25 protein-coding genes and 2 pseudogenes are annotated in these 26,884 nt (G+C 74.8%); 9 read left to right on the forward strand and 18 right to left on the reverse strand.

Annotated features, from left to right (window positions below):
* The first annotated feature begins 87 nt into the window (after positions 1-87).
* Together ACWIX7_RS09550 and ACWIX7_RS09555 are read left to right on the forward strand one after the other, a co-directional pair.
* Positions 88-1,407, forward strand: a complete 1,320-nt coding sequence (locus tag ACWIX7_RS09550) for a S1C family serine protease (RefSeq protein WP_448621303.1) — start codon at positions 88-90, stop codon at positions 1,405-1,407.
* Between the two features lie 95 nt (positions 1,408-1,502).
* A complete protein-coding gene (locus ACWIX7_RS09555) occupies positions 1,503-2,783 on the forward strand; it encodes a DUF445 domain-containing protein (RefSeq protein ID WP_448621304.1) in 1,281 nt (426 codons plus the stop codon).
* A gap of 130 nt (positions 2,784-2,913) precedes the next feature.
* Here ACWIX7_RS09555 and ACWIX7_RS09560 read toward each other — a convergent pair whose 3' ends face one another.
* The 3 genes from ACWIX7_RS09560 to cysS form a co-directional block, all read right to left on the reverse strand.
* Entirely contained in the window at positions 2,914-3,273 is a 360-nt protein-coding gene (locus ACWIX7_RS09560) for a hypothetical protein (protein ID WP_448621305.1), read from the reverse strand.
* Positions 3,274-3,368: 95 nt separating this feature from the next.
* A complete protein-coding gene (gene rlmB, locus ACWIX7_RS09565; protein ID WP_448621306.1) occupies positions 3,369-4,367 on the reverse strand; it encodes a 23S rRNA (guanosine(2251)-2'-O)-methyltransferase RlmB in 999 nt (332 codons plus the stop codon).
* Positions 4,349-5,752 carry a cysteine--tRNA ligase gene (gene cysS, locus ACWIX7_RS09570; protein WP_448621307.1) on the reverse strand — a complete coding sequence of 468 codons (1,404 nt, stop codon included), beginning with the start codon at positions 5,750-5,752 and terminating at the stop codon, positions 4,349-4,351. Before cysS ends, rlmB begins: the two co-directional genes overlap by 19 nt.
* Positions 5,753-5,850: 98 nt before the next feature.
* Here cysS and ACWIX7_RS09575 point away from each other — a divergent pair.
* Positions 5,851-6,057 (forward strand): annotated as a pseudogene (locus ACWIX7_RS09575) (nitroreductase family protein); the annotation flags it as partial.
* Between the two features lie 161 nt (positions 6,058-6,218).
* Positions 6,219-6,380: a hypothetical protein gene (locus ACWIX7_RS09580; RefSeq protein ID WP_448621308.1), complete on the forward strand. Its 162-nt coding sequence runs from the start codon at positions 6,219-6,221 to the stop codon at positions 6,378-6,380.
* Positions 6,381-6,390: 10 nt separating this feature from the next.
* Here ACWIX7_RS09580 and ispF read toward each other — a convergent pair whose 3' ends face one another.
* Genes ispF through ACWIX7_RS09595 form a run of 3 tightly spaced genes read right to left on the reverse strand, consistent with a single transcriptional unit; the run spans position 6,391 to position 8,092 of the window.
* Complete coding sequence (ispF, locus tag ACWIX7_RS09585) at positions 6,391-6,897, reverse strand: 2-C-methyl-D-erythritol 2,4-cyclodiphosphate synthase (protein WP_448621309.1); 507 nt, start codon at positions 6,895-6,897, stop codon at positions 6,391-6,393.
* Positions 6,894-7,568: a 2-C-methyl-D-erythritol 4-phosphate cytidylyltransferase gene (gene ispD, locus ACWIX7_RS09590; protein WP_448621310.1), complete on the reverse strand. Its 675-nt coding sequence runs from the start codon at positions 7,566-7,568 to the stop codon at positions 6,894-6,896. The genes ispF and ispD overlap by 4 nt, the downstream gene beginning before the upstream one ends.
* 41 nt (positions 7,569-7,609) lie before the next feature.
* Positions 7,610-8,092 carry a CarD family transcriptional regulator gene (locus ACWIX7_RS09595; protein ID WP_073418385.1) on the reverse strand — a complete coding sequence of 161 codons (483 nt, stop codon included), beginning with the start codon at positions 8,090-8,092 and terminating at the stop codon, positions 7,610-7,612.
* Positions 8,093-8,215: 123 nt separating this feature from the next.
* Here ACWIX7_RS09595 and ACWIX7_RS09600 point away from each other — a divergent pair, with 123 nt between their 5' ends.
* On the forward strand, positions 8,216-9,073 hold the full coding sequence (locus ACWIX7_RS09600) for a UbiA family prenyltransferase (protein WP_448621311.1): 858 nt from the start codon (positions 8,216-8,218) through the stop codon (positions 9,071-9,073).
* 19 nt (positions 9,074-9,092) lie between these two features.
* Here the strand turns inward: ACWIX7_RS09600 and ACWIX7_RS09605 are convergent, their stop codons facing one another.
* The 3 genes and pseudogenes from ACWIX7_RS09605 to ACWIX7_RS09615 form a co-directional block, all read right to left on the reverse strand.
* A complete protein-coding gene (locus ACWIX7_RS09605) occupies positions 9,093-9,953 on the reverse strand; it encodes a hypothetical protein (RefSeq protein WP_448621312.1) in 861 nt (286 codons plus the stop codon).
* A pseudogene (locus ACWIX7_RS09610) lies at positions 9,950-10,375 on the reverse strand (RNA polymerase sigma factor); the annotation flags it as partial. The gene ACWIX7_RS09605 and the pseudogene ACWIX7_RS09610, both read right to left, overlap by 4 nt.
* Before the next feature lie 75 nt (positions 10,376-10,450).
* Positions 10,451-11,998, reverse strand: coding sequence for a cryptochrome/photolyase family protein (locus tag ACWIX7_RS09615; RefSeq protein WP_448621313.1), 1,548 nt, complete (start codon positions 11,996-11,998; stop codon positions 10,451-10,453).
* A 112-nt stretch (positions 11,999-12,110) separates the two neighbouring features.
* Between ACWIX7_RS09615 and ACWIX7_RS09620 the strand changes: the two genes are divergently transcribed.
* The 3 genes from ACWIX7_RS09620 (at position 12,111) to disA (ending at position 15,630) form a co-directional block, all read left to right on the forward strand.
* Positions 12,111-12,899 (forward strand): hypothetical protein, encoded by a 789-nt coding sequence (locus ACWIX7_RS09620; RefSeq protein ID WP_448621314.1) that lies wholly within the window; start codon positions 12,111-12,113, stop codon positions 12,897-12,899.
* Positions 12,900-13,065: 166 nt separating this feature from the next.
* Positions 13,066-14,430 (forward strand): DNA repair protein RadA, encoded by a 1,365-nt coding sequence (gene radA / locus ACWIX7_RS09625; RefSeq protein ID WP_448621315.1) that lies wholly within the window; start codon positions 13,066-13,068, stop codon positions 14,428-14,430.
* A gap of 114 nt (positions 14,431-14,544) precedes the next feature.
* A complete protein-coding gene (gene disA / locus ACWIX7_RS09630; protein WP_446770019.1) occupies positions 14,545-15,630 on the forward strand; it encodes a DNA integrity scanning diadenylate cyclase DisA in 1,086 nt (361 codons plus the stop codon).
* A 124-nt stretch (positions 15,631-15,754) separates the two neighbouring features.
* Here disA and ACWIX7_RS09635 read toward each other — a convergent pair whose 3' ends face one another.
* Positions 15,755-16,441, reverse strand: coding sequence for a MucR family transcriptional regulator (locus ACWIX7_RS09635; protein WP_448621316.1), 687 nt, complete (start codon positions 16,439-16,441; stop codon positions 15,755-15,757).
* A gap of 77 nt (positions 16,442-16,518) precedes the next feature.
* Here ACWIX7_RS09635 and ACWIX7_RS09640 point away from each other — a divergent pair, with 77 nt between their 5' ends.
* Positions 16,519-17,418 (forward strand): A/G-specific adenine glycosylase, encoded by a 900-nt coding sequence (locus tag ACWIX7_RS09640; RefSeq protein WP_448621317.1) that lies wholly within the window; start codon positions 16,519-16,521, stop codon positions 17,416-17,418.
* A 290-nt stretch (positions 17,419-17,708) separates the two neighbouring features.
* Here ACWIX7_RS09640 and ACWIX7_RS09645 read toward each other — a convergent pair whose 3' ends face one another.
* From ACWIX7_RS09645 to ACWIX7_RS09680, 8 genes are all read right to left on the reverse strand, one after another.
* Positions 17,709-20,237, reverse strand: coding sequence for an ATP-dependent Clp protease ATP-binding subunit (locus tag ACWIX7_RS09645; RefSeq protein ID WP_448621318.1), 2,529 nt, complete (start codon positions 20,235-20,237; stop codon positions 17,709-17,711).
* Between the two features lie 271 nt (positions 20,238-20,508).
* Positions 20,509-20,790 carry a hypothetical protein gene (locus ACWIX7_RS09650; RefSeq protein WP_448621319.1) on the reverse strand — a complete coding sequence of 94 codons (282 nt, stop codon included), beginning with the start codon at positions 20,788-20,790 and terminating at the stop codon, positions 20,509-20,511.
* Positions 20,787-21,110: a hypothetical protein gene (locus ACWIX7_RS09655; RefSeq protein ID WP_448621320.1), complete on the reverse strand. Its 324-nt coding sequence runs from the start codon at positions 21,108-21,110 to the stop codon at positions 20,787-20,789. Before ACWIX7_RS09655 ends, ACWIX7_RS09650 begins: the two co-directional genes overlap by 4 nt.
* A gap of 266 nt (positions 21,111-21,376) precedes the next feature.
* Positions 21,377-21,736 (reverse strand): histone-like nucleoid-structuring protein Lsr2, encoded by a 360-nt coding sequence (locus tag ACWIX7_RS09660; RefSeq protein WP_448621321.1) that lies wholly within the window; start codon positions 21,734-21,736, stop codon positions 21,377-21,379.
* A 149-nt stretch (positions 21,737-21,885) separates the two neighbouring features.
* Positions 21,886-23,385, reverse strand: a complete 1,500-nt coding sequence (gene lysS, locus ACWIX7_RS09665) for a lysine--tRNA ligase (protein ID WP_448621322.1) — start codon at positions 23,383-23,385, stop codon at positions 21,886-21,888.
* 11 nt (positions 23,386-23,396) lie between these two features.
* Entirely contained in the window at positions 23,397-24,218 is an 822-nt protein-coding gene (locus ACWIX7_RS09670) for a type III pantothenate kinase (protein WP_448621323.1), read from the reverse strand.
* Between the two features lie 3 nt (positions 24,219-24,221).
* Positions 24,222-25,130 carry a carboxylating nicotinate-nucleotide diphosphorylase gene (gene nadC, locus ACWIX7_RS09675; RefSeq protein ID WP_448621324.1) on the reverse strand — a complete coding sequence of 303 codons (909 nt, stop codon included), beginning with the start codon at positions 25,128-25,130 and terminating at the stop codon, positions 24,222-24,224.
* 92 nt (positions 25,131-25,222) lie between these two features.
* Positions 25,223-26,875, reverse strand: coding sequence for an L-aspartate oxidase (locus ACWIX7_RS09680; RefSeq protein WP_448621325.1), 1,653 nt, complete (start codon positions 26,873-26,875; stop codon positions 25,223-25,225).
* Positions 26,876-26,884 lie beyond the last annotated feature (9 nt).

Here is a 26,884-nt window from a genome sequence, read left to right on the forward strand (position 1 = left end):
GGAGACCGCCAGCGACGGGTCAGCAGCACGGACCAGTGTGGTCGTCGCAGGGCGGTGAACCGGCCGCCCACGAGGAGGACGAGAGACGTGAACCCCTACGGCACCCCCCACCCGGCGCCGGGCCCCTGGGCGCCGCCGACCTGGCCCCAGCAGCCCGCCTCCGGGCAGGCAGCACCGGGTCAGCAGGCGACGGGGACGGCCGCCCCGGGGCACGACACCCTCCCCGGGCAGCAGCCGCCGTTCCAGCCGCCGGGCCAGCACGGGCAGCCGGGCCCGGTCGCACCCGCCCCCGAGCCGCCCCACCGGGCCGGCCGGTGGCGGATCGGCGTCGCCGGCCTGCTCGCCGGGGCCCTCATCGGCGGCGGCGCCGGCGCGGGTGTGGCCCTGCTCGCCGACGACTCGGACGGCAGCAGCGGCGGCGGCACGGCCGCCGCGCAGAACGTCACCATCACCAACCCCGAGACGGCGACCGCGGTGACCGCGGCCGCGGCCAAGGCGGCGCCCAGCGTGGTCACCGTCTACGTCACCGGCGCCTCCGGCTCGGGCAGCGGCTCCGGCGTCGTCCTCAGCGACGACGGCTACGTGCTGACCAACAACCACGTGGTCAGCCTGGACGGCGCGGGCTCGAGCGTCGTCTCGGTGCGCACCTCCGACGGCACCCTCTACGACGCGACCGTCGTCGGCACGCAGCCGGTCTACGACCTGGCCGTGCTCAAGCTGGAGGGCGCCTCCGGCCTGACCCCGGCGACCTTCGCCGACTCCGACCAGGTGCAGGTCGGTGACCTGGCCGTGGCGATCGGCGCCCCGCTGGGCCTGTCGGACACGGTGACCGACGGCATCATCAGCGCCAAGGGCCGGGCCGTGGCCACCGGATCCACCGAGGGCGACGCCACCGTCATCGACGCGCTGCAGACCGACGCGGCGATCAACCCGGGCAACTCCGGTGGCGCGCTGGTCGACGGCGCCGGCGAGGTCGTCGGCATCAACACCGCCATCGCCTCGGTCGCCTCCGGGGCGCCGGGCCAGTCGACCGAGAGCGGCAACATCGGTGTCGGTTTCGCCATCCCCGGCAACACCGCCAAGCGGATCGCCCAGGAGCTCATCGCCGACGGGAAGGCCGAGATCACCTACCTGGGCGTGAGCGCCCAGACCGCGGCGGACCCGCAGCAGTCCGAGATCGGCACCGGCGCGCAGCTGGTGCAGGTGCAGCCGGGCACCCCGGCCGCCGACGCGGGGCTGCAGGCCGGCGACGTCGTCACCGCGGTCGGCGACCGGGTCGTGACCACCTCGACCGAGCTGACCGCCGCCGTCCGCAGCGCCGCCCCCGGCGACCAGGTGACCCTCACCGTGCGCCGCGGGCAGGACACCGAGCAGATCCAGGTCACCCTGGGCGCCAGCGAGGGCTGAGGAAGGACCGCAACGGACTGGAACGGCCACCCTTCAGGGCCCCGCGCCGAGCGTGCGAGGCGTGGGGGAAGGGCGGTCCTTCTAGGCTGGGACGGGTGTCGTCGAGTCCCCCGAGCGCCCCGCTGGCCGTCTCACTCGACGACCCCGAGCGGGCCCGCGACCTGGCCCACATGAAGCGGCTGGCGACCGGCCTGTTCCTGGTCGCCGCCGCCGTCTTCCTGACCTGCGTGCTCCTCGGCGAGGAGACCGGCGCCTGGGTCGGGTACGTGCGGGCGACCGCGGAGGCCTCGATGGTCGGCGCGCTGGCCGACTGGTTCGCCGTCACGGCGCTGTTCCGGCACCCGCTGCGGCTGCCGATCCCGCACACGGCGATCATCCCGCGCAAGAAGGACCAGATCGGCGCGAGCCTGGGCGCCTTCGTCGAGCAGAACTTCCTGACCCGCGCCGTGGTCGAGGACAAGCTGACCACCATCGACGTGCCCGGCCGACTCGGCGCCTTCCTCGCGGCGCCCGGGCGCGCCGAGCGGCTCGCCGGGGACGCCGGAGCGCTGCTGCACTCGGTCGCCGGCCTGCTCCGGGACGACGACCTGCGGCCCGCCGTCGCCGGGCTCGTCGACCGCAAGCTGCACGCGACACCCGCCGCCCCCGTGGTGGCCCGGACCCTCGAGCTCGTGGTGGACGGCGACCGGCACCAGGAGGTGCTCTCGGCGGGGCTCCGCGGCCTGGCGCGCTTCCTGGAGGACAACCGCGTCGTCTTCCGCGCGCAGCTGGGCGACGCCTCCCCCGCCTGGGTGCCCGACTGGGTCGACGACCGGGTGTTCGACCGCGTGTTCGCCGGCGTGATGGCCTTCCTGGACGAGGTCGGCGAGGACCCCCGCCACGAGCTGCGGCGGGCCTACGACGCCCGGCTGCGCGCCTACGTGCACGCGCTGCGCACCGACCCGGCGACGGCCGCCCGGGTGGAGGACCTGAAGAAGGAGCTGCTCGAGCACCCCGCCGTCCGGACCTGGTCGGGATCGCTGTGGACCCATCTCAAGGACGCCGCCCTGGCTGCGGCCACCGACCCCGACTCGGCGCTGCGGGCGCGCGTGGCCGAGCTGATCCGCGAGGCCGCCCGGCTGCTGCAGACCGACCAGCGGGTGCGCGAGCTGGTGCAGCGGCACGCACACGGGATCGCCGGCTACCTGGTGGAGCGCTTCTCCGGGGACGTGGCGGACCTCGTGGGCAGCACGGTCGCCCGCTGGGACACCGAGGAGACCAGCCGCCGCATCGAGCTCCAGGTCGGCCGCGACCTGCAGTTCATCCGGATCAACGGCACCGTGGTCGGCGGCCTGGCCGGCCTGGTCATCTACACGGTCGCCCAACTGCTCGGCTGAAGAGGGACCCCGGCGAACGGGGCGGCTCCCTGCAGGCGCCGCCGCTGGCCCCGTCCCGGGCCCCCGCCCCGAGCCTGCGAGGGGTGGGGAGGACGGGGTCCTTCCACGGTGGGGAGGACGGGGTCCTTCCTCAGCGGCCGGCGCGCCGGTCCAGCACCGCGGCAGCCAGGGCGAGCGCTCCCCAGGCGGCGGCGGACGCCCGCAGCAGAGCCGCCCTCCCCCTGTCCGGCACGGCCGACGGGAGGACGGCGGCGTCGGCGCAGTCGCTGAGGACCCGCGCGGCAGCGGCCAGGTCGCGGACCCGGCCTCCCGGCGCGGCGAGCATCGCCAGGCCGCTCACGGCGTCCCGCGCACCGAGGGCGCGGACGAGGGCACGCGTCTGCGCCGTGTCGGGCATCCCGGTGGGCCCGATGAGCACCCGGGGCGCGACGACGAGCGCCGCCGAGAAGGTGGCCGTGGCGGCTCCGACCACAGAGGTCAACGAGGGCATGTCCCCAACCAACCAGCCCGAGCGGCCGGACGCTGTGCGCGCAGGCGCAGTTCCACGGTGGAGGCGTGCGCATCCGCGCACACCGTCGGCTGCACCTACCGTCGGGCACTCGCTGCGGCGTAGAGGGCGATGCCCGCGGCGACGCTGACGTTGAGCGACTCGGTGTCCCGCGCGATCGGGATGCGCACGACGACGTCGCAGCGCTCGCGCACCAGCCGGGACAGCCCCGCACCCTCGGCACCGACCACCAGCGCCAGCGGGTCGGCGAAGCCGTCGAAGTCGTGCACGTCGACGTCGCCGTCCCCGGCCAGGCCGACGGTCATCAGCCCGGCGTCCTGGTAGGAGCCCAGCGCGCGGGCCAGGTTCACCGCGCGGGCCACCGGGAGCCGCGCGGCGGCGCCGGCGCTGGTGCGCCAGGCCGATGCGGTCATGCCCACCGACCGCCGCTGCGGGACGACGACGCCGTGCGCGTCGAACGCCGCGGCCGAGCGGACGACGGCGCCGAGGTTGCGCGGGTCGGTGACGCCGTCCATCGCGACCACCAGCGGCGGGCGACCCGAGTCGCGGGCGAGGTCGAGCAGGTCGTCGGGGTGCGCGTACTGGTACGGCGGCACCTGCAGGCCGATGCCCTGGTGCAGCGCCCCGCCCGACATCCGGTCGAACTCGGCCCTGCCGACCTCCAGCAGCGGCAGCCCCCGGTCGTTGGCCAGGTGCAGCGCCTCGGTGATCCGCTCGTCGGTCGCCGACTTCGCACCCGCCCGTCCCGACCCCACGTCCCCGGTGACCACGTACAGCGCGGTCGCCGGGATCTGCGCGCGCAGCGCCTCGACCACCGGGTTGCGGCCGAGCAGCAGCTCGGGGGCCTCCTCGGCGCGCTGGCGGCTGCGGTCGCGCTCGGTCCGGCGCCGGGCGTCGGCGGCCGCGCGCCGCTGGGCCGGGTGCCCGGTGCGCATCTCGGCGGGCGGGGTGGCGCCGCGCCCGGCCAGCGACCGGCGGTTCTTGCCGCCGGTGCCCCCGGAGGCGCCCTTCTTGTGTGCGCCCGTGGTACGTCCACGGCGCTGGCTGTTGCCGGCCATCAGCGGCTCAGCTCCCATCGAGGTCCCTGCGGGGTGTCCTCGACCTGGACACCGAGTGCGGCGAGCTGCTCACGGATCGCGTCCGCTGCTGCGTAGTCCTTGCGGGCCCGGGCGGCCTGGCGCTGCTCGAGGGCGAGCGCGACGAGCCCGTCGGCCACCTCCGTCAGCCGGTCGTCCCCGCCGGCGGCGGACCAGTGCGGGTCGAGCGGGTCCAGCCCGAGGACGCCGAGCATCGCCCGCACCGAACCGAGCGCCGCGGCGGTGGCCTCGTCGTCCCCCTCCGCCAGCGCGGTGTTGCCCTGCCGCACCACCTCGTGGACGGCGGCCACCGCGGCGGGCGTGCCCAGGTCGTCGTCCAGGGCGGCGGTGAACTCCGGCGCCGGCTCGGCCTTGCCCGCGTCCCCCCCGACCCGCTCGGCGGCGCGCTTCACGAACGACTCCAGCCGCCGGTAGGCCGCGCCGGCCTCGCCGAGCGCGGCGTCGGTGAACTCGATGGTGGACCGGTAGTGCGGCGTGACCAGGTAGTAGCGCAGCTCGACCGGCCGGACCCGCTGCACCACTTCATCGACCAGCGCGGTGTTGCCCAGCGACTTGCTCATCTTCTCGCCGCCGAGGGTCACCCAGCCGTTGTGCAGCCAGTACTGCGCGAACCCGTCGCCGGCCGCACGCGACTGGGCCTGCTCGTTCTCGTGGTGCGGGAAGCGCAGGTCCAGCCCGCCCCCGTGGATGTCGAACTCCGGCCCCAGGTACCGCTCGGCCATCGCCGAGCACTCCAGGTGCCAGCCCGGCCGGCCCCGGCCCCACGGCGTGGCCCACGACGCGGTCTCCGGCTCCGCGGGCTTGTGCGCCTTCCACAGCGCGAAGTCGCGGGGGTCGCGCTTGCGCTCGTCGGTCTCGGTGTCGGCGGCCGGCTCCAGGTCCTCCACCCTCTGCCGGGTCAGCGCGCCGTACTCCGGGAAGGAGCGGACGTCGAAGTAGACGTCGCCGTCCACCGCGTAGGCGTGCCCGCGGTCGACCAGCCGCTGCATCAGCTCCACCATGTCCGGGACGTGCCCGGTGGCGCGCGGCTCGTAGGTCGGCGGCAGCACGCCGAGGACGCCGTAGGCGCGGGTGACCGCGAGCTCGTTGGTGTAGGCCCAGGCCCACCACGGCACGCCTGCGGCCTCCGCCTGCGCGAGGATCTTGTCGTCGATGTCGGTGACGTTGCGGACGTAGGTGACCTCGAGGCCGCGGTGCGCCAGCCAGCGGCGCAGCACGTCGAAGGCCAGGGCCGAGCGCACGTGCCCGACGTGCGGCGGCCCCTGCACGGTGAGCCCGCAGACGTAGACGGAGGCCTGCCCGGCACGCAGGGGCGTGAAGTCTCGGACCGCGCGGGCGGCCGTGTCGTACAGGCGGAGGCTCACCGCGCGGAGTCTACGGAGCGCGGCATCAGCGCGGCGCGGAGTCTACGGACGCCGTCACCCCGGACCTGGCCGTGTCAGGCTGGCCGGGTCGGGACGACGTGGGATCGCCGGGGCTGCACCCGCTGCTGGCCAGCCGGTGGAGCCCGACGGCGTTCGACCCGACGCACGAGGTCTCCGACCGGGACGTCGGGGCGCTGCTGGAGGCAGCCCGTTGGGCGCCGTCCGCGGGCAACTCCCAGCCGTGGGCGTTCATCGTCGGTCGTCGCAGCGACGAGACGCAGCGACGGCTCGTCCGCCACCTGGCCGGCAGCTCGGCCCGGTGGGCGCCGACTGCGAGCCTGCTGGTGGCGAACCTGTCCCATCGGCACGTCGAGGACACCGACTGGGACCACTCGGAGTTCTCGCTCCACGACCCGGGCCAGGCGGTTGCAACAGGACCCTGCAGGCACAGGCGCTGGGGCTCGCGGTGCGCCAGTTCCACGCCTTCGACCGCGAGGGTGTGGCAGCCGAGTTCGCCGTCCCGCGGCACTGGCAGGTCACCACCATGTCGGCCATCGGTCGTGCCGGCGACGAGGACCCAGGCCGGGACCGCCGGACCCTGCAGGAGCTCGTCTGGCCCGGCACCTGAGCCCGCGGGGTCAGGCCGGCCCTCCTCCCGCGGACGTCGTCCGGACCACCAGGGCCGTCGCCATCGCCGCCCGGCCCTCGCCCCGCCCGGTGAGCCCCAGGCCGTCGGTCGTGGTGGCCGTGACGCTCACCGGGCCGCCCAGCGCCTCGCCGAGCACCCGCTCGGCCTCCGCGCGGCGCGGGCCGACCTTCGGGGTGTTGCCGACCAGCTGGACCGCGGCGTTGCCGACCTGCCACCCGGCCGCCTCGAGGACCTCGCGCACGTGGGCGAGGACGGCGGCCCCCCGGGCGCCGGCCCAGCGCGGGTCGTCGGTGCCGAGCAGGCCGCCGATGTCGCCGAGCCCGGCGGCGGACAGGACCGCGTCGGTGAGGGCGTGCGCCACGACGTCGCCGTCGGAGTGCCCGGCGCAGCCGTCGACGCCCGGCCACTCCAGCCCGGCCAGCCAGCAGGTGCGGCCGGCCTCGACCGGGTGCACGTCGACCCCGACGCCCACCCGCGGCAGCTCGGCGGGTCTCACCGGCGGATCTGCATCTCGGCCAGCGCCAGGTCGTGGGGCACCGTCACCTTCGCGGCCCGCTCGTCGCCGGCCACCGTCGCGACCGGGACCCCGGCGGCGCGCACCACCGCGGCGTCGTCGGTGAGCTCGACGCCGTCGGGCAGCCGGTCGTAGGCGTCGACGAGGACGGCGCCGGGGAAGCCCTGCGGGGTCTGCACCCGGCGCAGCGTCTCTCGCGGCAGGGCGCCGGTCACGACACCGTCGCCGTCGACGCTCACGGTCGTGTCCACGACCGGCAGCACCGGTACGACCGCGCGCGCCCCGTCGGCCAGCGCGGCGAGCACGCGGGTCACCACCTCGGGCGGGGTCAGCGGGCGGGCGGCGTCGTGCACCAGGACGGCGTCGGGCGCGGGGCGGGCGGGATCGATCGCGGCGGCGAGGGCGGCCCGGACCGACGCCGTGCGCGTGGCGCCGCCGACGACCGGACGCGCCTCCGGCGGCAGGACGGCGGCGAAGGCGGCCAGCTCGTCGGCCGGCACGGCCACCACCACCTCGGCCACCCCGCTGCCGAGCAGGGTGTCCACCGACCAGGCGACCAGCGGCCGCCCGGCCAGCGGGACCAGCGCCTTGGGCCGATCCGCCCCCAGACGCAGACCACTCCCGGCCGCTGCGACGATGCCGACAGCGTGCACGGGAGTGGTCGGGGAGTGCGGGGAGAGCTCGGGGCTCGAGCTCAGCTGGCGAGGACCTCGTCGAGGAGCACCTCGGCCTTGTCCTCGTTGGTGCCCTCGGCGAGCGCGAGCTCGCTCACCAGGATCTGGCGCGCCTTGGAGAGCATGCGCTTCTCGCCGGCGGAGAGGCCACGGTCCTTGTCGCGGCGCCACAGGTCGCGCACGACCTCGGCGACCTTGTTGACGTCACCCGAGGCGAGCTTCTCGAGGTTGGCCTTGTAGCGACGCGACCAGTTGGTGGGCTCCTCGGTGTGCGGCGCGCGCAGCACCTCGAAGACCCGGTTCAGTCCGTCCTGACCGACGACGTCACGGACGCCCACGATCTCTGCGTTGTCGGCCGGCACCCGCACGGTCAGGTCGCCCTGAGCGACCTTCAGCACGAGGTAGGCCTTCTCTTCACCCTTGATGACCCGCGTCTCGATCGCCTCGATCAGCGCTGCCCCGTGGTGCGGGTAGACAACGGTCTCGCCGACAGTGAAGCCCATGTGTGTGTGACCCCTTTCGCTGTCCACAAGGTTACCACGGCAAACTGACGGAGGGGACCGCCCGAATTCGTAAACCCGCAGGTCAAGGGCGAGAGAGAGTGCTCGGGAGGGGTTGACAGGAGCATGGTCGGTGTGCCTGCGGGAGGGGCGGCACGGGGGGTCACCCCCCGTGCGCTGGCCCTCGCCACGCACCCCGGGCCGGCGGTCGCGGTCACCGTCGTGGCCGGCCTCCTCGCTCTGGCCGCCGGGGTGCCCGCGGGACGTGCGGCACTCGTGACGGTCGCCGTCCTCGCTGGTCAGGCGTCCGTCGGGTGGAGCAACGACTGGCTCGACGCCGACCGTGACCGGGCGGTCGCGCGGGCCGACAAGCCGGTCGTGCAGGGCGCCGTGGCACCCACGCTGCTGCGCACGCTGGCCGTCGGGTCGGCCGCCGCGGCCGTCGTCCTGTCCCTGTTGCTCGGCCTCGTCCCCGGGCTGCTGCTGCTCGTGCTGGTCGCCAGCGGCTGGGCGTACAACGCAGGGCTCAAGCGCACCGCCGTCTCGGTGCTGCCCTACGTCACCGGCTTCGGGGCACTGCCGGCCGGGGTGGTGGCGGCGGCGCCGGGCGCGCCGCCGGCGCCGTGGTGGCTGATCACCGCCGGGGCCGCGCTGGGCGCTGCCGCGCACCTGGCCAACGTCGCGCCGGACCTCGAGGACGACCTGGCCACCGGCGTCCGCGGCCTGCCGCACCGGATCGGTGCAGGCGGCTCCGCCGTCACCGGGGCGGTCCTGCTGGGGGTGGCCTCGCTGGTGCTGGTCCTCGGACCCGACGGCCCGCCGACCGCCGCCGGGTGGGCCGGGCTGGCACTGGCGGTGCCGGCCGTCGTCATCGCGGCGCTGGCGGGCACCCGGCGGTTCCGCCGGCTGGCGTTCCCCGCGGTCATGCTGCTGACGGTCCTCGACGTGGTGCTGCTGCTCGCCGGCGGGGCCGCGGTCACGTGATCCGCGGCCCCGCCCTGGCTCACTTCCCGCTCTTGCCGTTGCCCTTGCCGTTGCCCTGCTGCTCGTGCACCGGCTCGGCCGCGGCCGGCTCCTCGACCTGCTCCTCGACCTGGGCCGCGGGCTCGGCCCGGCGCTGGTCCCGGTTCTCGTGGGCCACGTCCCGCATCTGCTCGCGGTTGGCCACGCCGTCGCGGGCGGCCTCGCTGACCCGCTCGCCGTGGTTGCTGTACTCGGGCTCGTCCGGCGTGTCGCTGGGGTCCGTGGCAGGCGTCCCGGCGATGTCGTCGAGGCCACCCTCCTCGGGGCTGTCGTCGGCCGGGTCCGAGACCGCCGGCGGGACCGGCTCCGTGGACTCCGTCGGCGTCGTCGGCTCCGGGCCCGTCGGCAGCGCGGCCGGCTCGCCGACGGGGTCGCCGGTGGGCTCCGGGGACTCGGTCGGCTGCATGGTCGGCGAGGTCGACTCCTCGCTGGTCGTCGGGTCCTCGACGACGGGGGCCGGCGCCTGCGTGGTCGTCAGCGCGACCGTGGTCGCGGTGCCGGTCAGGGCGACGGCGACGACGCCGCCCGCTGCGGCCGCCTTGGCGACGGCACCGGCGGCGGCGAACTTGGCGACGAGGGTGGAGATCAGCACGTGGGGCCTCTTCCGTGAGGTCCGGGCGGGTCGCCCGGCCGTCCCGCGGGACGGTTCCTGGGTGGGGACGAGGAGACCGGTCGCCAGCAGCTCGGCCAGGGCCGCGTTCGGCCGCCCGGGCTCCGTGGCGCTCGCCCGGACCGCGTCGGTGAACGCGGCCAGGCCCTGCGCGCCCGCGGGCACGGGACGGCCGGCGAGGCAGGCCGCGAAGGCCTCCTCGTCGGTCCGGACGTCGGCTGGCGTGGTCATCTCGCTCCCGTCATCGCCGGGTGGGCCGACAGGGGTGCGCCCGCCGTCCCAGCCGTCTCACCCGTCCGGGGGACCCCCGCCGGCTCGAGCTCGGTGCGCAGCCGGCGCAGCCCGCGCCGCTGCAGTGCCTTGACCGAGCCCACCGAGCGGCCCGTCACCGCGGCCACCTGCTCGACGGTGAGGTCGGCGAGCACCCGTAGCAGCAGGACCGAGCGCTGGTCGGCCGGCAGGCCCGCGCACATCCGGTGCACGGTCTCGGTGCCCAGCCTGGTCAGGACGTCGTCCTCCACGTCGCCGCCGGGTGTCTCGGGCAGCAGGTCGTCGACGTCATCGGCGCGCTGGGGACGGCGGCTGCGCCGGCGCCAGTCGTCGACCAGGCGACGGTGCGCGATGGTGAAGACCCACGAGCGCAGGCCGTCCTCGTCCCCCGAGAAGCCGGCCTCCCCGCAGGGGCCCGGCGCGAGCCTGCGAGCGCTGGGGGGCGGGGAGGTCCTTCATCAGATGGCCTCGGTGCCCCGCAACCGCTCCTGCTCGACGACCTCCTCCAAGCCCTTGAGCCGGTCCAGGCCCTGCAGCGCGCGACGCATCCGCTGGTTGGGCGCCAGCCGCTCCCGGTTGCGCTCGAGGAAGGCCCAGTAACCGGCGGTGAAGGGGCAGGCGTCCTCGCCCAGCCGCTTGCGCGGGTCGTAGCGGCAGCCGCCGCAGTAGTCGCTCATCCGGTCGATGTAGGCGCCACCGGCGGCGTAGGGCTTGGTGGCCAGCAGCCCGCCGTCGGCGTGCTGGCTCATGCCGACGACGTTGGCGATCATCACCCAGTCGTAGCCGTCGACGAAGCTGCGGTGGAACCAGTCGGTCATCGCCAGCGGGTCGATGCCGCGCTGCAGCGCGTAGTTGCCGAGCACCATCAGCCGCGGGATGTGGTGCACCCAGCCGTCCCGGCGCAGGTCGCCGAGGACGTCGGACAGGCAGGCGGCCTCGACCGCGCCGTCGTCGAGGTCGGCCAGCCAGTCCGGCACCGCCTCGTGCGCGGCCAGCGCGTTGGCGTGCCGGAAGTCCCGGCCGAAGTACCAGTAGGTGTGCCAGATGTAGTCGCGCCACCCCATGACCTGGCGGACGAACCCCTCCACGCTGTTGAGCGGCAGCGGGTCGCCCTCGGCCACCGAGTCGCGGTAGCGCTGCTCGGCGGCGTGCACCTCCTCGAGCGGGTCCAGCAGGCCGAGGTTGAGGGCCGGGGAGAGCAGCGAGTGCGCCATCCAGCGGTCACCGGCGAGCATCGCGTCCTCGTGCGGGCCGAACGCGCCGAGCCGGGTGTCGAGGAAGTCCCGCAGCCGGAGCAGCGCCTCCTCGCGGGTCACGGGGAACAGCCGCGGACCGTCGTCCCCCACGAGGGCGACGTCGCCGTCGGCCTCCCAGCGGTCGAGGTCGGCGCGCACCCGCTCGTCGATCTCGTCCTCCTCCGGCCACCACGGCTCGGGGACGGCGAGCCGCCCGTCGGACGGCGGGGGCTCCCGGTTGTCGTGGTCGAGGTTCCAGCGCCCGCCCACCGGCTCGGCGCCGTCCATGAGGACGTCGTGACGGCGCCGGTTGTCCCGGTAGAAGTCCTCCATGAGCAGCCGGCGCCTCCCCCGGCCCTCCGCCCAGCCGGCGAACTCCTCCTGCGTGGCGACGAACCCGCGGGCGGCGAGGACGGCGAGGTCGGCACGGCGCAGGACGTAGTCGCGGCTGCTCCAGGTGGTGGGGGCGCACACGCTCAGCGGCTCGCGCACCCGGTCCAGCGCCTCGGCGTAGGTGTGCACCTGGTGGAACTCCGCCTGGTCGCCCAGCTCGGCGGCCCGGTGCCGCAGCGCCGACAGCACCAGGTGGGCCTTCTGGCGGTGGAACCGGCGGCGCGCGAACACCGCCTTCGACTCGATCAGCAGGACCGGCTGGTCCGGGCGGTCGAGGAAGTGCGGACCGAGCTGGTCGGCGAAGCACCACCGCCGGGTGTCCGGTGCGCGGGCGGGGAACGCGGCCAGCGCCGGGTCGCCCGCAGGCCGTCGCGGCATGCCGGTCACCACCGCCTCACCTCCCGGCGGCCATCGTGGGGTGGGCGTTAGGCTCGGCGCGACTCGGGCCATCGACCTGCGGTGGCCGGCACGTCCCTGGAGGTCGACGGCTGTGAACCGCGCACTGCGCGCCGCCACGATGGGTGTCCTGCTCCTCAGCCCGATCGCGCTGACCGCGTGCAGCGCCGGCCAGGTCCCCCAGACGGCCACCCAGAACCGGGACAAGGTCGGCCCCGAGGCGGCGGTCGGCGACATCACCCTGCGCGCCATCTCACTCGCGTACCCGCAGGACGGCCTGTACGCGGAGGGTGACGACGCCGAGCTGCAGATGGCGATCGTCAACAGCGACACCGAGGCCGACACCCTGGTCGGCATCGAGGGCGAGGCCTTCGACGGCGTGGTGGTGTCCGGGCAGGCCACGGCCTCCGCCGTCCCGAGCTCCCCGGCGGCGGCCACCACCCCGGCGACGCCGAGCACTCCCGGCGCCGCACCGTCGACGCCCACCACCCCGGGTGCCACGCCGTCGACGCCCACCACCCCCGGCGCCACGCCGTCCGCACCCACCACCCCGGGTGCCACGCCGGTCCCCGGCACGGTGCCGACGTCGAGTGCCCCCGCCGCGGCGAGCACGCAGGTCCAGATCCCGATCCCCGCGGGCTCCACGGTCTTCCTCGGCGGTGCCGGCGGCCCGACGGTCGAGCTGGCCGACCTCTCCGAGGAGCTGACCTCGGGTCAGCGCGTCGAGGTCACCCTCACCTTCCAGCGCGCCGGTGAGGTCACCGTCCCGGCCGTGGTCGCCACGCCCGATCGCGCACTGCCCCGCGGCGAGCCCTTCGACTTCCACCACGAGGAGGGCGGCTCCGAGAGCCGCGACCAGGAGCAGGACACCGAGACCGAGTAAGGGCCGCCCTTCCCCCACGCCTAGCACGCTCGGCGCGGGCCCCTGAAGGGTGGCCGTTCCAGTACGTCACCACGCTCGCGGTGGGACCCTGCAGGGGCCGCGCTGGGTCCTCGCTCGTGGCCGCGTCCTCGCCGGTCCTGTCGTACCCGGCGGTTAGCGTCGGTCCGTGCCACCTGCCGGAGTGAAGTCCCGCCCTGCCCACCGCTGCACCGAGTGCGGCTACGCCTCTGCCAAGTGGGTCGGCCGGTGCCCCGAGTGCCAGGCCTGGGGCACGATCCAGGAGGTCGGCACCCCGGCGTCCCCGCTGCGGGCCGTGGCGGCCGGCCCCGTGACCGCGCCGGCGGTGCCCATCGCCCAGGTGGAGCTCGCCGCCGCCCGCGCGGTGCCCACGGGCATCCAGGAGTTCGACCGCGTCCTCGGCGGCGGGCTCGTGCCCGGTGCGGTGCTGCTCGTGGCCGGCGAGCCCGGCGTGGGCAAGTCGACGCTGCTGCTCGAGGTCGCCCACCAGGTGGCCGCCACCAACGGTCCGGCCCTCGTCGTCTCCGGTGAGGAGTCCGCCGCCCAGGTCCGGCTGCGGGCCGAGCGCATCGGCGCGCTGCACGACCAGCTCTACCTCGCCGCGGAGACCGAGCTGTCGGCCGTCCTCGCCCACGTCGAGGACGTCGCCCCCTCCCTGCTGGTCCTCGACAGCGTGCAGACCGTGCGCTCCCCCGCGGTCGAGGGCACCGACGGCGGCGCCACGCAGGTGAGGGCCGTGGCCAGCGCGCTGACCGCCGTCGCCAAGAGCCGCGGGATGACCGCCATCCTGGTCGGCCACGTGACCAAGGACGGCGCCATCGCCGGGCCCCGCACCCTCGAGCACCTCGTCGACGTCGTCGTCTCCTTCGACGGCGAGCGCCACTCCACGCTGCGCCTGATCCGGGCGATGAAGAACCGCTTCGGCCCGGCCGACGAGATCGGCTGCTTCGAGATCGGCGACACCGGTGTGGTCGGCGTCCCCGACCCCTCCCACCTGTTCGTCTCACGACGCACCGCACCGGTGGCGGGCAGTTGCGTCACGGTCACCCTCGAGGGCAGCCGGCCGCTGCTGGCCGAGGTCCAGGCGCTGGTGGCCGCCAGCGGCGGAGGTGGTTCGCCCCGTCGGGCGGTCAGCGGGCTGGACTCGCAGCGGGTCGCCATGGTAAACGCGGTCGTCGAGCGGCGCGGCCGGGTCAAGCTCGCCGACGCCGACGTCTTCGCCGCCTCCGTCGGCGGCGTGCGCATCGCCGAGCCCGCGGCCGACCTCGCGCTGGCACTGGCGATCGCGTCGGCGGCCAAGGACGTCCCACTGCCCCGCGGGCTGGTCGCGGTCGGCGAGGTGGGACTGTCCGGGGAGATCCGGCGGGTCGGCGGCACCGGCCGGCGGCTGGCCGAGGCGGCCCGTCAGGGCTACAAGGTGGCGCTCGTCCCCGAGGACGCCGGCACCGCTCCCAAGGGCATGCGGCTGGTCGAGGTCCCCGACCTCGGCGCCGCCTTCGCCCGCCTCTTCTGAGGCCGGCGGGGCCCGTGGTGCCCCGGGCGCCGGTGAGCTGCCCCACCGGCGCCCGCCAGTACCGTGGTGGCCACGTAGAATCAGCCGCCACCACGTCGAACGTCAGGAGCGCTCGTGCCCCCCGCTGTGGACTCCGAGGTCGCGCTCCGCGAACTGCTCGGCCGCATCGCACCGGGCACGGCGCTCCGTGACGGCCTGGAGCGCATCCTCGCCGGCCGGACCGGCGCCCTGATCGTGCTCGGCTACGACCGCGTGGTCGAGTCCATCTGCACCGGCGGCTTCGCCCTCGACGTCGCCCTCTCCGCCACCCGGCTGCGCGAGCTGGCCAAGATGGACGGCGCGGTGATCGTCTCCTACGACGGCAGCCGCATCGTGCGGGCCGGCGTCCACCTGATGCCCGACCCGAGCGTCCCCACCGAGGAGTCGGGTACCCGACACCGCACCGCCGAGCGGGTCGCCATCCAGACCGGCTTCCCGGTGATCTCGGTGAGCCAGTCGATGCACATCATCAGCGTCTACGTCGCCGGACGGCGGTACACGCTGGAGCACCCGACCACGATCCTGGCCCGGGCCAACCAGGCGCTGGCCGCGCTCGAGCGCTACAAGCTGCGACTCGACGAGGTGGCCAGCACGCTGTCGGCGCTGGAGATCGAGGACCTCGTCACCGTCCGCGACGCGATGAGCGTCAGCCAGCGGCTGGAGATGGTGCGCCGGATCGCCGACGAGATCGAGGGCTTCGTCGTCGAGCTGGGCACCGACGGGCGGCTGCTCGCGCTGCAGCTCGACGAGATGCTCGCCGGGGTCGAGGAGGACCGCGCCCTGCTGGTGCGCGACTACCTGCCCTCCGGGCTGCGTCGTCCCCGGAGCATCGACGAGGTCCTGGCCGAGCTGCGCGCGCTGTCGGCCACCGAACTGCTCGACCTCTCCGCGGTGGCGCGCTGCTACGGCTTGCCGACCTCCGCCGACGCGCTCGACTCCCCCGTCAGCCCCCGCGGTTACCGCCTGCTGGCCCGGGTCCCGCGGCTGCCGGCCGGGATCATCGACCGCCTGGTCGACCACTTCGGCGGGCTGCAGAAGCTGCTCGCGGCCACCATCGAGGACCTGCTGGCCGTCGAGGGCGTCGGTGAGGCCCGCGCCCGGGGCATCCGCGAGGGGCTCTCCCGGCTGGCCGAGACCTCGATCCTCGACCGCTACAGCTGAGAGGACCCCGTCCTCCTCACCCCTCGGAGAAGGACCCCGTCCTCCCCACCCCTCGCAGGCTCGGGGCGGGACCCGGGACGGGGCCGGAGCCTCGGGACGGGGCCTTGGGGGCGGCACCGACCGGTCACGTGAGAGTGAAGGGCGCGTCGGCGCTGACCTCGGAGTCCAGCCGGCCGCGCAGCACGTACTGACCCGGCGTGGGCGTCGTCCGCTCGGCCGTGCAGGACGGCTCGCTGGTCAGCCCGCCCCAGGTGAGCACGAAGGCCACCGACTCACCGGGCGCCAGGGTGCGGGTGTCGCTGCTGGTCTCCGGGAAGCAGTCGTTGCTACCCCACACCCGGTTGCCGGCCGCGTCGAGCAGCAGGACCTCCTGCAGGCCGGCGTCGAGCACCCGCACGCACGGGACCGACGAGACGTTGGTGACCACGAGCTCGAAGGCGGGCTTGCCGCCGACCGGCGCGCTGCCGGGTGCGCGGACCTCCAGCCCGATCATGTCGTCGTTGCAGGGGCCGCCCGGCGTCGGGCTCGCCGACGCGGGCTCCGGCTCGGCGGCTGGTTCGGGCGCCGACGTCGGCGTCTGCACGCTGGCCAGCGAGGGCACCACCTGCTCCAGCGCGGGCGGCTCGTCGGCCGGATCGGCCGCGTCGGTAGTCGCGGCTGCCGCGGACGTCGCCGTCCCACCGTCGCCCCCGGTCAGCGCGGCGACGACCAGCCATCCCCCGCTGCCGAGCACCGCCAGCAGGAGGGCCAGGACCAGCAGCCGCCGCCGCCAGTAGACCGCCGTGGGCAGGGGGCCGACGGGGTGCAGCACGCCGAGAACGGTAGTGCGCCACGGCGTACCCACCTGCGGCGGCGCGCCGACCCCCGGGGGCGGCACACTGGGACCTCGTGGACAGCCCGGCCCGCGCTCTCCCCCCGTCGTCCGACCCGGTCGGCGACGTCCTCGTCGACTGGTTCGCCCGGGCTGCGCGTGACCTGCCGTGGCGCCGGCCGGACACTGACCCGTGGGCCGTGCTGGTCAGCGAGGTGATGCTGCAGCAGACGCCGGTCGCCCGCGTCGAGCCGGTGTGGCGGGAGTGGATGGCCCGCTGGCCGACCCCGGCGGCGCTGGCCGCGGCGTCGCCCGCCGAGGTGATCCGCGCCTGGGGCAAGCTCGGCTACCCGCGGCGGGCGCTGCGGCTGCGCGAGACCGCAGTCGCCCTCACCGAGCGGCACGGCGGCGTCGTCCCCGCCGACGTCGCGGCCCTCGAGGCCCTGCCGGGCATCGGGACGTACACCGCCCGCGCCGTCGCCTGCTTCGGGCACGGGCAGCCGCAGCCGGTGGTCGACACCAACGTGCGGCGGGTGGTGGCCCGGCTGGTGCACGGCCGGGCGGACGCGGCGCCGGCGCGGGCTGCCGACCTCACCGACGTCGCGGCGCTGGCCCCGGCCGACCCCGCGCGGGCGGTGCGCTTCTCGGTCGCGGTCATGGAGCTCGGGGCGCTGGTGTGCGTGGCCCGGACGCCGCGGTGCGCGGCCTGCCCGGTGCGCGGGGACTGCGCCTGGCGGCTGGCGGGCCACCCGGCGTCCGACGGTCCGCCCCGCAGGGTGCAGAAGTTCGCCGGCACGGACCGGCAGGTGCGCGGGCGGCTGCTGGACGTCCTGCGGGCCGCTGAGGGCCCCGTGGCGGCACCGCAGCTCGACGCCGCGTGGGACGACGCCGCCCAGCGCTCCCGCTGCCTGGACTCGCTGCTCGTCGACGGGCTGGTCGAGCAGACCCCCGACGGGCTCTTCCGCCTTCCTGCCTGACCGCCCCTGCCTCTCCGGTCACCGGCTCCCCGTGGGTCACCCTTCCTTCGCCGCTCACCCTCTCCCTGAGTTGATCATGGGGTTGTCGCACGCTGCTGCGGCGCGCCGCCGCGTGTCGCCTGGACCAACCCCATGATCAACGACCCGACGAGGGCGAGGAGGAGGAGGAGCCGGGACGGCACCCGGCCGCGACGTCGTCCGGCGGGACGACAGCTGGCACGGCACGACGAAGGGGCCGCCCCCACTCGCGATGAGCGGGGACGGCCCCTTCGTACGGACTACCCGAGGTTCTACTCGGCCTGGACGGCCGGGCCCTCCTCGTCGCCACCGGAGAGCGCGACCGGCGGGGTGTCGGGGAGGTCGATCGGCTTGGCCTCGCCGCGGAAGGTGAACCGCTGGTCCGCGCCCTCGCCCTCGACGTCCACCACGATGATCTGACCGGCGGTCAGCTCGCCGTAGAGGATCTTCTCCGACAGCGCGTCCTCGATCTCGCGCTGGATGGTCCGGCGCAGCGGCCGGGCACCCAGCACCGGGTCGAAGCCACGGTGCGCCAGCAGCTTCTTGGCCGCCGGGGTGATCTCCAGAGCCATGTCCTTGTTCGCCAGCTGGCCCTCGACCCGGGAGACCATGAGGTCGACGATCTCGATGATCTCGTCCTCGGTCAGCTGGTGGAACACGACGATGTCGTCGATGCGGTTGAGGAACTCCGGCCGGAAGTGCTGCTTGAGCTCCTCGTTGACCTTGTTCTTCATCCGCTCGTAGTTCGACTGGCTGTCGTTGCCGACCTGGAAGCCCAGCCCCACGGCCTTGGAGATGTCCCGCGTCCCGAGGTTGGTCGTGAGGATCAGGATCGTGTTCTTGAAGTCCACGATCCGGCCCTGACCGTCGGTGAGCCGGCCGTCCTCCAGCACCTGCAGGAGCGTGTTGAACACGTCCGCGTGCGCCTTCTCGATCTCGTCGAAGAGCACCACCGAGAACGGCTTGCGCCGCACCTTCTCGGTCAGCTGACCGCCCTCGTCGTAGCCGACGTAGCCGGGAGGGGCACCGACGAGCCGCGACACGGTGAAGCGGTCGTGGAACTCGCCCATGTCGATCTGGATGAGGGCGTCGTCCTCACCGAACAGGAACTGGGCCAGCGCCTTGGCCAGCTCGGTCTTACCGACACCCGAGGGGCCGGCGAAGATGAACGAGCCACCGGGACGGCGCGGGTCCTTGAGGCCCGCCCGCGTACGCCGGATCGCCTGGCTGACGCTCTTGATGGCCTCTTCCTGGCCGATGATCCGCTTGTGGAGCTCCTCCTCCATGCGCAGGAGGCGGGTGGTCTCCTCCTCGGTGAGCTTGAAGACGGGGATGCCGGTCCAGTTGGCCAGCACCTCGGCGATCTGCTCGTCGTCGACCTCGGCGACGACGTCCATGTCGCCGGCCTTCCACTGCTTCTCGCGCTCGGCCTTCTCGCCCAGGAGGGTCTTCTCCTTGTCGCGCAGCGACGCGGCCTTCTCGAAGTCCTGCGCGTCGATCGCCGACTCCTTCTCGCGGCGGATGGCCGCGATCCGGTCGTCGAACTCGCGCAGGTCCGGCGGGGCGGTCATCCGCTTGATCCGCATCCGGGCACCGGCCTCATCGATCAGGTCGATCGCCTTGTCCGGCAGGAAGCGGTCGGAGATGTACCGGTCGGCCAGCGTCGCGGCGGCGACGAGCGCGCCGTCGGTGATGCTGATCCGGTGGTGCGCCTCGTACCGGTCGCGCAGCCCCTTGAGGATCTCGATCGTGTGGGTGAGCGTCGGCTCACCCACCTGGATCGGCTGGAAGCGGCGCTCGAGGGCGGCGTCCTTCTCCAGGTGCTTGCGGTACTCGTCGAGCGTGGTGGCACCGATGGTCTGCAGCTCACCGCGGGCCAGCATCGGCTTGAGGATGCTGGCGGCGTCGATCGCGCCCTCCGCGGCACCGGCCCCGACGAGGGTGTGGATCTCGTCGATGAACAGGATGATGTCGCCGCGGGTGCGGATCTCCTTGAGGACCTTCTTCAGCCGCTCCTCGAAGTCACCGCGGTAGCGGGAACCGGCGACGAGCGCGCCGAGGTCCAACGTGTAGAGCTGCTTGTCCTTCAGCGTCTCGGGGACCTCGCCCTTGACGATCGCCTGGGCCAGGCCCTCCACGACGGCGGTCTTGCCGACGCCGGGCTCGCCGATGAGGACGGGGTTGTTCTTGGTCCGCCGCGACAGGACCTGCATGACCCGCTCGATCTCCTTAGCCCGCCCGATGACCGGGTCGAGCTTGGAGTCGCGCGCGGCCTGGGTCAGGTTGCGGCCGAACTGGTCGAGGACCAGCGAGGTCGACGGGGTGCCCTCGGCCGGGCCGCCGGCTGCGGCCGGCTCCTTGCCCTGGTAGCCCGAGAGCAGCTGGATGACCTGCTGGCGGACGCGGTTGAGGTCGGCGCCCAGCTTCACCAGGACCTGGGCGGCGACGCCCTCGCCCTCGCGGATCAGGCCGAGCAGGATGTGCTCGGTGCCGATGTAGTTGTGGCCGAGCTGCAGCGCCTCGCGCAGGGACAGCTCGAGCACCTTCTTGGCCCGCGGGGTGAAGGGGATGTGGCCGGACGGGGCCTGCTGACCCTGACCGATGATTTCCTCCACCTGCTGGCGGACACCCTCCAGCGAGATGCCCAGGGACTCGAGAGCCTTGGCGGCGACACCCTCACCCTCGTGGATCAGCCCCAGGAGGATGTGCTCGGTACCGATGTAGTTGTGGTTGAGCATCCGGGCCTCTTCCTGGGCCAGGACGACCACGCGGCGGGCTCGGTCGGTGAACCGTTCGAACATCTGCTGCTTCTCCTCTGACCGGCTGGTCCGGCGCTGCCCTCCCCTGGTGGGGAGGAGCACCCGACGTCCGTCGGCGCGCGGGGCACCGGTCTTTCCACTGTAGTCGCGGACTCCGACCCTCCGTCGGCACACGCGTGCGTCGGAGGAGAGGAGCTGCCCGGTCCAACCGATGGTGGCGGACCGGTGTTCCGGACCGGTTACGCCCAGAGCGGACGGTGCGTCGAGGAACGCCGGTGGCGGGAGAGGCGGGAGGGCCGCGAGGAGCCGGCGCTCAGCAGGTCAGCGCGAGGCAGACCCAGCAGAGCGGCCACTCCTCGTCGCCGTCGTCCGGCCACACCCACAGGGCCGGGTCGAGCAGGGTGACCGGAGCGAGGCAGAGGGCCCGGCCGGCGATCAGCCCGGCGTCCCCGACCGCGTGCAGCCGGCTGGGCGAGGTCTCTCCCCAGGGCGAGTGGGGGGCCGCCACGTCCACGCCGACGGTCCAGTGACCCTCGCCCGGGACGGCGTCGGGACGGCGTCCCGCGGCGGACCAGGGCCCCTCGACGGTGCTCACTCGACCACCAGCCGGACACCCTCGGCGGCCAGCGTGCCGGCGAGCCGGGCGAGCGCCTCGCGGGCGGCGTCGTCAGCGGTGGCCAGGGGCTCGAGGCGGACGGTGATCTGCCGGTGCCCCCTCCGCTGCAGGGCGACGATGCTGCCGCGGAGCAGGTCCGCGGCGAGGACGTCGAGGTGTCCGCGGGCCCGGACGACGCCGTGGCGCTGGTCGAGGCTGGCGGTGAAGCTCGGGGCCTGGGGAGAGGGGTCCACCGGCCTGCGGTCGGTGAGGGCCCCCGGGTCGCGCGGAACGGTGGACTCGGCCGCGTCCTGGCTCATGCACCAACCGTCACGAAACAGTCCGGAACACCCCAGGGTCGAAAGTCCCTACCGCGGACCGCCGGTGACGCTGGGTGAGCGACCGACCGCGGCACGGACGGCGACGGCCCGGCACCCTCCTCGAGGGTGCCGGGCCGCCGGCCGGCTGTGCATCGACCCCGTCCAGAGGCTCACCCTGAGCCTGCGAAGGGTGAGGAGGACGGGTGGCCCCCTTGCAGGGTCCCGCCGCGAGCTCGCGAGCGGTGGGGGGCAAGGGGGTCCTTACGTCAGTGCGCGGCCTCGTAGGCCTCGACGACGCTGGCCGGGATGCGCCCGCGGTCGCTGACCGCGTGGCCGTTCTTGCGAGCCCAGTCGCGGATGGCGCCGGCCTGCTCGCGGTCCATGCGACCGCCGCCGCCACCACCGGTGGCGCGCGACCGGCCGCCCCCGGAGGCCCGGCCGCTGCCGCGCCCCACCTTGCGCGCCGCCTGCACGTAACGGGAGAACGCGTTCCGCAACTCCTCCGCGTTCTTCTCCGACAGGTCGATCTCGTAGTTCGTGCCGTCCAGCGAGAAACTCACCGTCTCGTCCGCGGCGACGTTCTCATCGAGGTCGTCACTGAGGATGACCTGGACCTTGCGCGCCATTCGCCTGCTCCACTCCCGCGTCGCTCCGTGCAACGGGGACTTCCGGCCCCGAGCCCGCAGCCCTTTTCTCTGTCGGAGAGCACCATAGACCATTCACGGCGCGGGGAAACACACCCTGCACAATGGAGTGAGGAAGTGCACTGCCCGGTTCAGGGGGAGAGCGGCCGCACCAACGGGAAGAGGATGGTCTCCCGGATGCCCAATCCGGTGAGCGTCATCATCAGTCGGTCCATGCCCATCCCCATGCCACCGGTCGGCGGCATCCCGTACTCGAGTGCCTCCAGGAAGTCCTCGTCGAAGGCCATCGCCTCGGGGTCCCCCTCGGCGGCGAGGCGGGACTGGGTGACCAGGCGCTCGCGCTGCGCCACCGGGTCGACCAGCTCGGAGTAGGCCGTCGCCCGCTCGACGCCGGCGATGTAGAGGTCCCACTTCTCGGCGAGGCCCGGCCGGGATCGGTGCGCGCGGGTCAGCGGCGAGGTGTCCACCGGGTAGTCCATGACGAAGGTGGGTTCCTGCAGCGTGTCCTGCACCAGGGCCTCGAACAGCTCCTCGACGACCTTGCCGGGCAGCCACGCCGGGTCCACGCCGACGTCGTGCCGCTCGGCGAGGGCGCGCAGGGTCTCCAGCGGCGTCTCGGGTGCGACCTCCTCGCCGACGGCCTCGGAGACCAGCGTGTGGAGGGGCACCTGCCGCCACTCCCCCGACAGATCGATCTCGGTGCCGTCGTTGTGTCGCGCAACGTGGTCGCCGAACAGCGCTTCGCAACATTCCTGTGTCAGTTCACGGGTGAGCGTGGCCATCACCTGGTAGTCGGCATAGGCCTGGTACGCCTCGAGCATCGCGAACTCCGGCGAGTGCGTGCTGTCGGCACCCTCGTTGCGGAAGTTGCGGTTGATCTCGAAGACGCGCTCCAGCCCCCCGACGATGCACCGCTTGAGGAACAGCTCCGGCGCGATCCGCAGGTACAGGTCGAGGTCGAATGCGTTCATGTGCGTGCGGAACGGCCGTGCCGCAGCACCCCCGTGCACCGTCTGCAACATCGGCGTCTCGACCTCGAGATAACCGCGTGCGGTCAATTCCCGACGCAACGTCGACATCACCGTGGAGCGCTGCCGGACGGTGCGGCGGGCCTCGTCGCGGACGATGAGGTCGACGTACCGGCGGCGGACCCGCAGTTCCTCGCTCATCGGCTTGTGCGCCACCGGCAGCGGCCGCAGCGCCTTGGCGGTCAGCTGCCAGGAGTCGGCGAACACCGAGAGCTCGCCGCGCCGCGACGTCCCGACCTCGCCCTCGACGAACACGTGGTCGCCGAGGTCGACGTCGGCCTTCCACGCGGCCAGCGACTCCTCACCGACCCGGTCGAGGGAGAGCATCGCCTGCAGTTCGGCGTCGCCCTCGCGCAGCGTCGCGAAGCACAGCTTGCCGGTGTTGCGGACGAAGATCACCCGCCCGGTGACACCGACCCGCTCGCCGGTCATCGTGTCCGGCTCGAGGTCGGGGTGCTTCGCCCGGACCTCCGCCAGGGTGGCCGTGCGGGCGACGGCGACCGGGTAGGGGTCGAGGCCGGCCTCGCGCATCCGGTCCAGCTTCGCCCGGCGCACCCGGAGCTGTTCAGGGAGTTCGTCGTCGGGCGGCGGTACCTCGGTCACGGGTCGCCACCCTACGGGGCGGCCGATCTCCGGCTCGGCGGGTGACGGAGACCGGCCTCGTGCCGCTCGAAGGCCAGCCGCAGCCCGTGCACGGTGAGGTCGGGCTCCCGCTCGCCGATCGAGCGGCAGCTGCCGGCCACCAACGGCGCCAGCCCACCGGTGGCGACGACGACCGGCGCGGCGCTGAACTGCGCGACCAGCTCGGCGGCGATCCGCGCGACCAGTCCGTCGACCAGACCGGCGAAGCCCAGCACCAGGCCCGACTGCAGCGCCGCGACGGTGTTCTTGCCGATCGCCTGCGGCGGCACGGTCAGCTCCACCGAGCGCAGCTGCGCCGCGCGGGAGGCCAACGCCTCGAGGCTGACCTCGACGCCGGGGGCCAGCGCGCCGCCGAGGAACTGCCCGTCGGGGCCCACGGCGTCGACGTTGGTGGAGGTGCCGAAGTCGACGACGACGACCGGGCGCCCGCCGCCGTCGGGACGGCGTCCGTACAGCTCGTGCGCGGCCAGCGCGGTGACCACCCGGTCGGCGCCGACCTCGCGCGGGTTGTCCACGTGCAGCGGGACGCCGGTCCGCACGCCGGGCCCGATGAGGACGACGGGCACGTCGAGGGAGTCGAGCAGGGTGCGCAGCGCCGGGAGCAGCGCGGGCACCGTCGAGCAGGCCGACACCCCGGTGACCTCGGTGTCGTGCAGCAGCCCGCGCCAGAGCATCCGCAGCTCGTCGCTGGTGGCCCGCGGCGCCGTCGTCACCCGCCAGCACCCGACCCGGCGCGGCCCGTCGAAGGTGGCCAGGACGGTCTGGCTGTTGCCGACGTCGACGGTGAGCAGCACCGGTCAGCCCGCCCGCAGGTCGAGCGCGAGGTCGAGGATCGGCGCGGAGTGGGTGAGCCCGCCGACCGACAGGAAGTCGACGCCGGTCTCGGCGACCGCGCGGGCCACCTCGAGGGTCAGCCCGCCGGTGGCCTCCAGCTCGGCCCGCCCGCCGACCAGGGCGACGACCTCGCGCAGGACCTCGGGCGGCATGTTGTCGCAGAGCAGGAAGTCCGCGCCGGCCTCGACCGCCTCGACCGCCTGCGCGGGCACGTCGACCTCGACCTGCACCGCGACCCGCGGCGCCCGCTCGCGCACCGCGGCGACGGCCGCGGCCACCGAGCCCGCCGCGGCGACGTGGTTGTCCTTGACCATGGCGACGTCGTAGAGCCCCATGCGCTTGTTCGACCCGCCGCCGCAGCGGACGGCGTACTTCTCCAGCGGTCGCAGCCCGGGCGTGGTCTTGCGGGTGTCGAGGACGACGGCGCCGGTGCCCTCGACCGCGTCGACCCACCGGCGGGTGAGGGTGGCGATGCCGCTGGCCCGGCTGGCGATGTTCAGCGCGCTGCGCTCGGCGGCCAACAGGGCGCGCACCGGCCCGCGCACGGTCAGCAGCACGTCCCCCCGGGCCACCCGGTCGCCGTCGGTGGCGCCCGCGGTGAGCGTGGCGCCGGGGGCGAGCCGGGTGAAGACGCGGGCGGCGACCGGCAGGCCGGCGACGACGCCGTCGGCGCGGGCGACCAGGTCCGCGGTGCCGAGCTGCGCGGCCGGCACGGTCGCGGCGCTGGTGACGTCGTGCGCGACCGCCAGGTCGGGGGCGCTCGGCAGCGGCGCACCGCCGGTGAGGTCCTCGGCGAGGGTGCGCTCGACCAGCTCGGTCACCCACGCCTCGTCCAGTCCGCTCCCCTCCAGCGAGCGGGGGTCGGCGCTCACTGCGGCTGCCCCCGTCCCACCCAGCGGTGGGCTCGCACGCTCGCTCACCACTCCCACCCCCGCCCGCCCAGCAGGTGAGCTCGCACGCTCGCTCACCAGCCCCTCACCAACGGCACCCCCACCGGGCGGCGGGTCACCTGCAGTGCGCCGTCCCCGTCCAGCCGCACGTCCAGGTGCACCCGCCAGTCCTCCTCGGTCCCGGGGTGGTCCTCGCGCCAGTGGCAGCCGCGGGTCTCCTCGCGGACCGCGGCCACGGTCGCCAGCGCGCCGGCCACGGTGAGCAGGTCGGTGGCCTCCCAGCCGGCCACGCCGGGCGCGACGTCCGGGCCGAGCCCCGCGGCCAGGGCGGCCAGCCGGCCGGTCGCCTCGGCCAGCCCCGCGCCGCTGCGCAGCGCGCCGACCCGCGCCGACATCGTCTCGGGGACGTCCCGCCGGCCGTCGGGGTCGAGCAGCCCGGACGGCGCGTCGTCCACCGCAGCGACGGGGGACGACGGCGGCAGCCCCGCGGCGAGCTGCGCGCCGATGCGGGCGGCGAAGACCAGCCCCTCGAGCAGCGAGTTCGAGGCCAGCCGGTTGGCCCCGTGCACGCCGGTGCAGGCCACCTCACCGCAGGCGTACAGCCCGGGCACCGTCGTCCGGCCGGCCAGGTCGGTGATTAGACCGCCCGAGGCGTAGTGCGCCGCCGGGGTGACCGGCACCAGGTCGGTGACCGGGTCGACGCCGGCCGCGCGGCAGCTGGCCACGATCGTCGGGAAGCGCCCCGCGAGGTCCGGCACCGCGCGGGCGTCGAGCCAGACGTGGTCGACGCCGTCGCGCAGCTGCACCCGGGTGATCCCCTTGGCCACGACGTCGCGGGGTGCAAGCTCGGCCAGCGGGTGGACACCGACCATGAACCGCTCCCCGGCCCCGTCGCGCAGCACCGCGCCCTCGCCGCGCAGCGCCTCGCTGACCAGCGGCTGCTGGCCGCGCGCGTCCGGGCCCAGGTACAGGGCGGTGGGGTGGAACTGGACGAACTCCAGGTCCGTGGCGACCGCGCCGGCGCGCAGGCCGAGGGCGACGCCGTCCCCCGTGGAGACCGGCGGGTTGGTGGTGGCGGCGTAGACCTGCCCCATGCCACCGGTGGCGAGCACGACCGCGCGGGCGCGCACCGCGCCGACGCCGTCGGCGCTGCCCTCGCCCAGCACGTGCAGGGTGACGCCCGCGGCGCGGCCGGTGGCGTCGGTGAGCAGGTCGAGCACCATCGCGTGCTCGACGAGGGTGACGCCGGGGTCGGCCCGGACGGCGTCCTGCAGCGCGCGCTGCACCTCCGAGCCGGTGGCGTCGCCGCCGGCGTGCACGATCCGGTCCGCGGAGTGCCCGCCCTCGCGGGTGAGCAGCAGCCGCCCGTCGGGGTCGCGGTCGAAGGCCGCGCCCCAGTCGATCAGCTGGCGCAGCCGCTCGGGGCCCTCGTGCACCAGCACGGAGACCGCGTCGGGCTCGCACAGCCCCACCCCGGCGACCTCGGTGTCGCGGGCGTGCGCCTCGGCGGTGTCGGCGGGGTCGAGCACGGCGGCGATGCCGCCCTGCGCCCAGCGGGTCGACCCGTCGTCCACCCGGACCTTGGTGACGACGGCGACCGAGAGCCCGGCCGCCCGGGCGTGCAGCGCCACGCACAGCCCGGCGATGCCGGAGCCGACGACGCAGACGTCGGCGGCCAGCTCCCAGCCGGGCGCCGGCGCGGCGAGGCGCCGCGGGAGCCCGGTCACGCGCCCGGC

It is taken from the genome of Geodermatophilus sp. URMC 65, assembly GCF_053502545.1.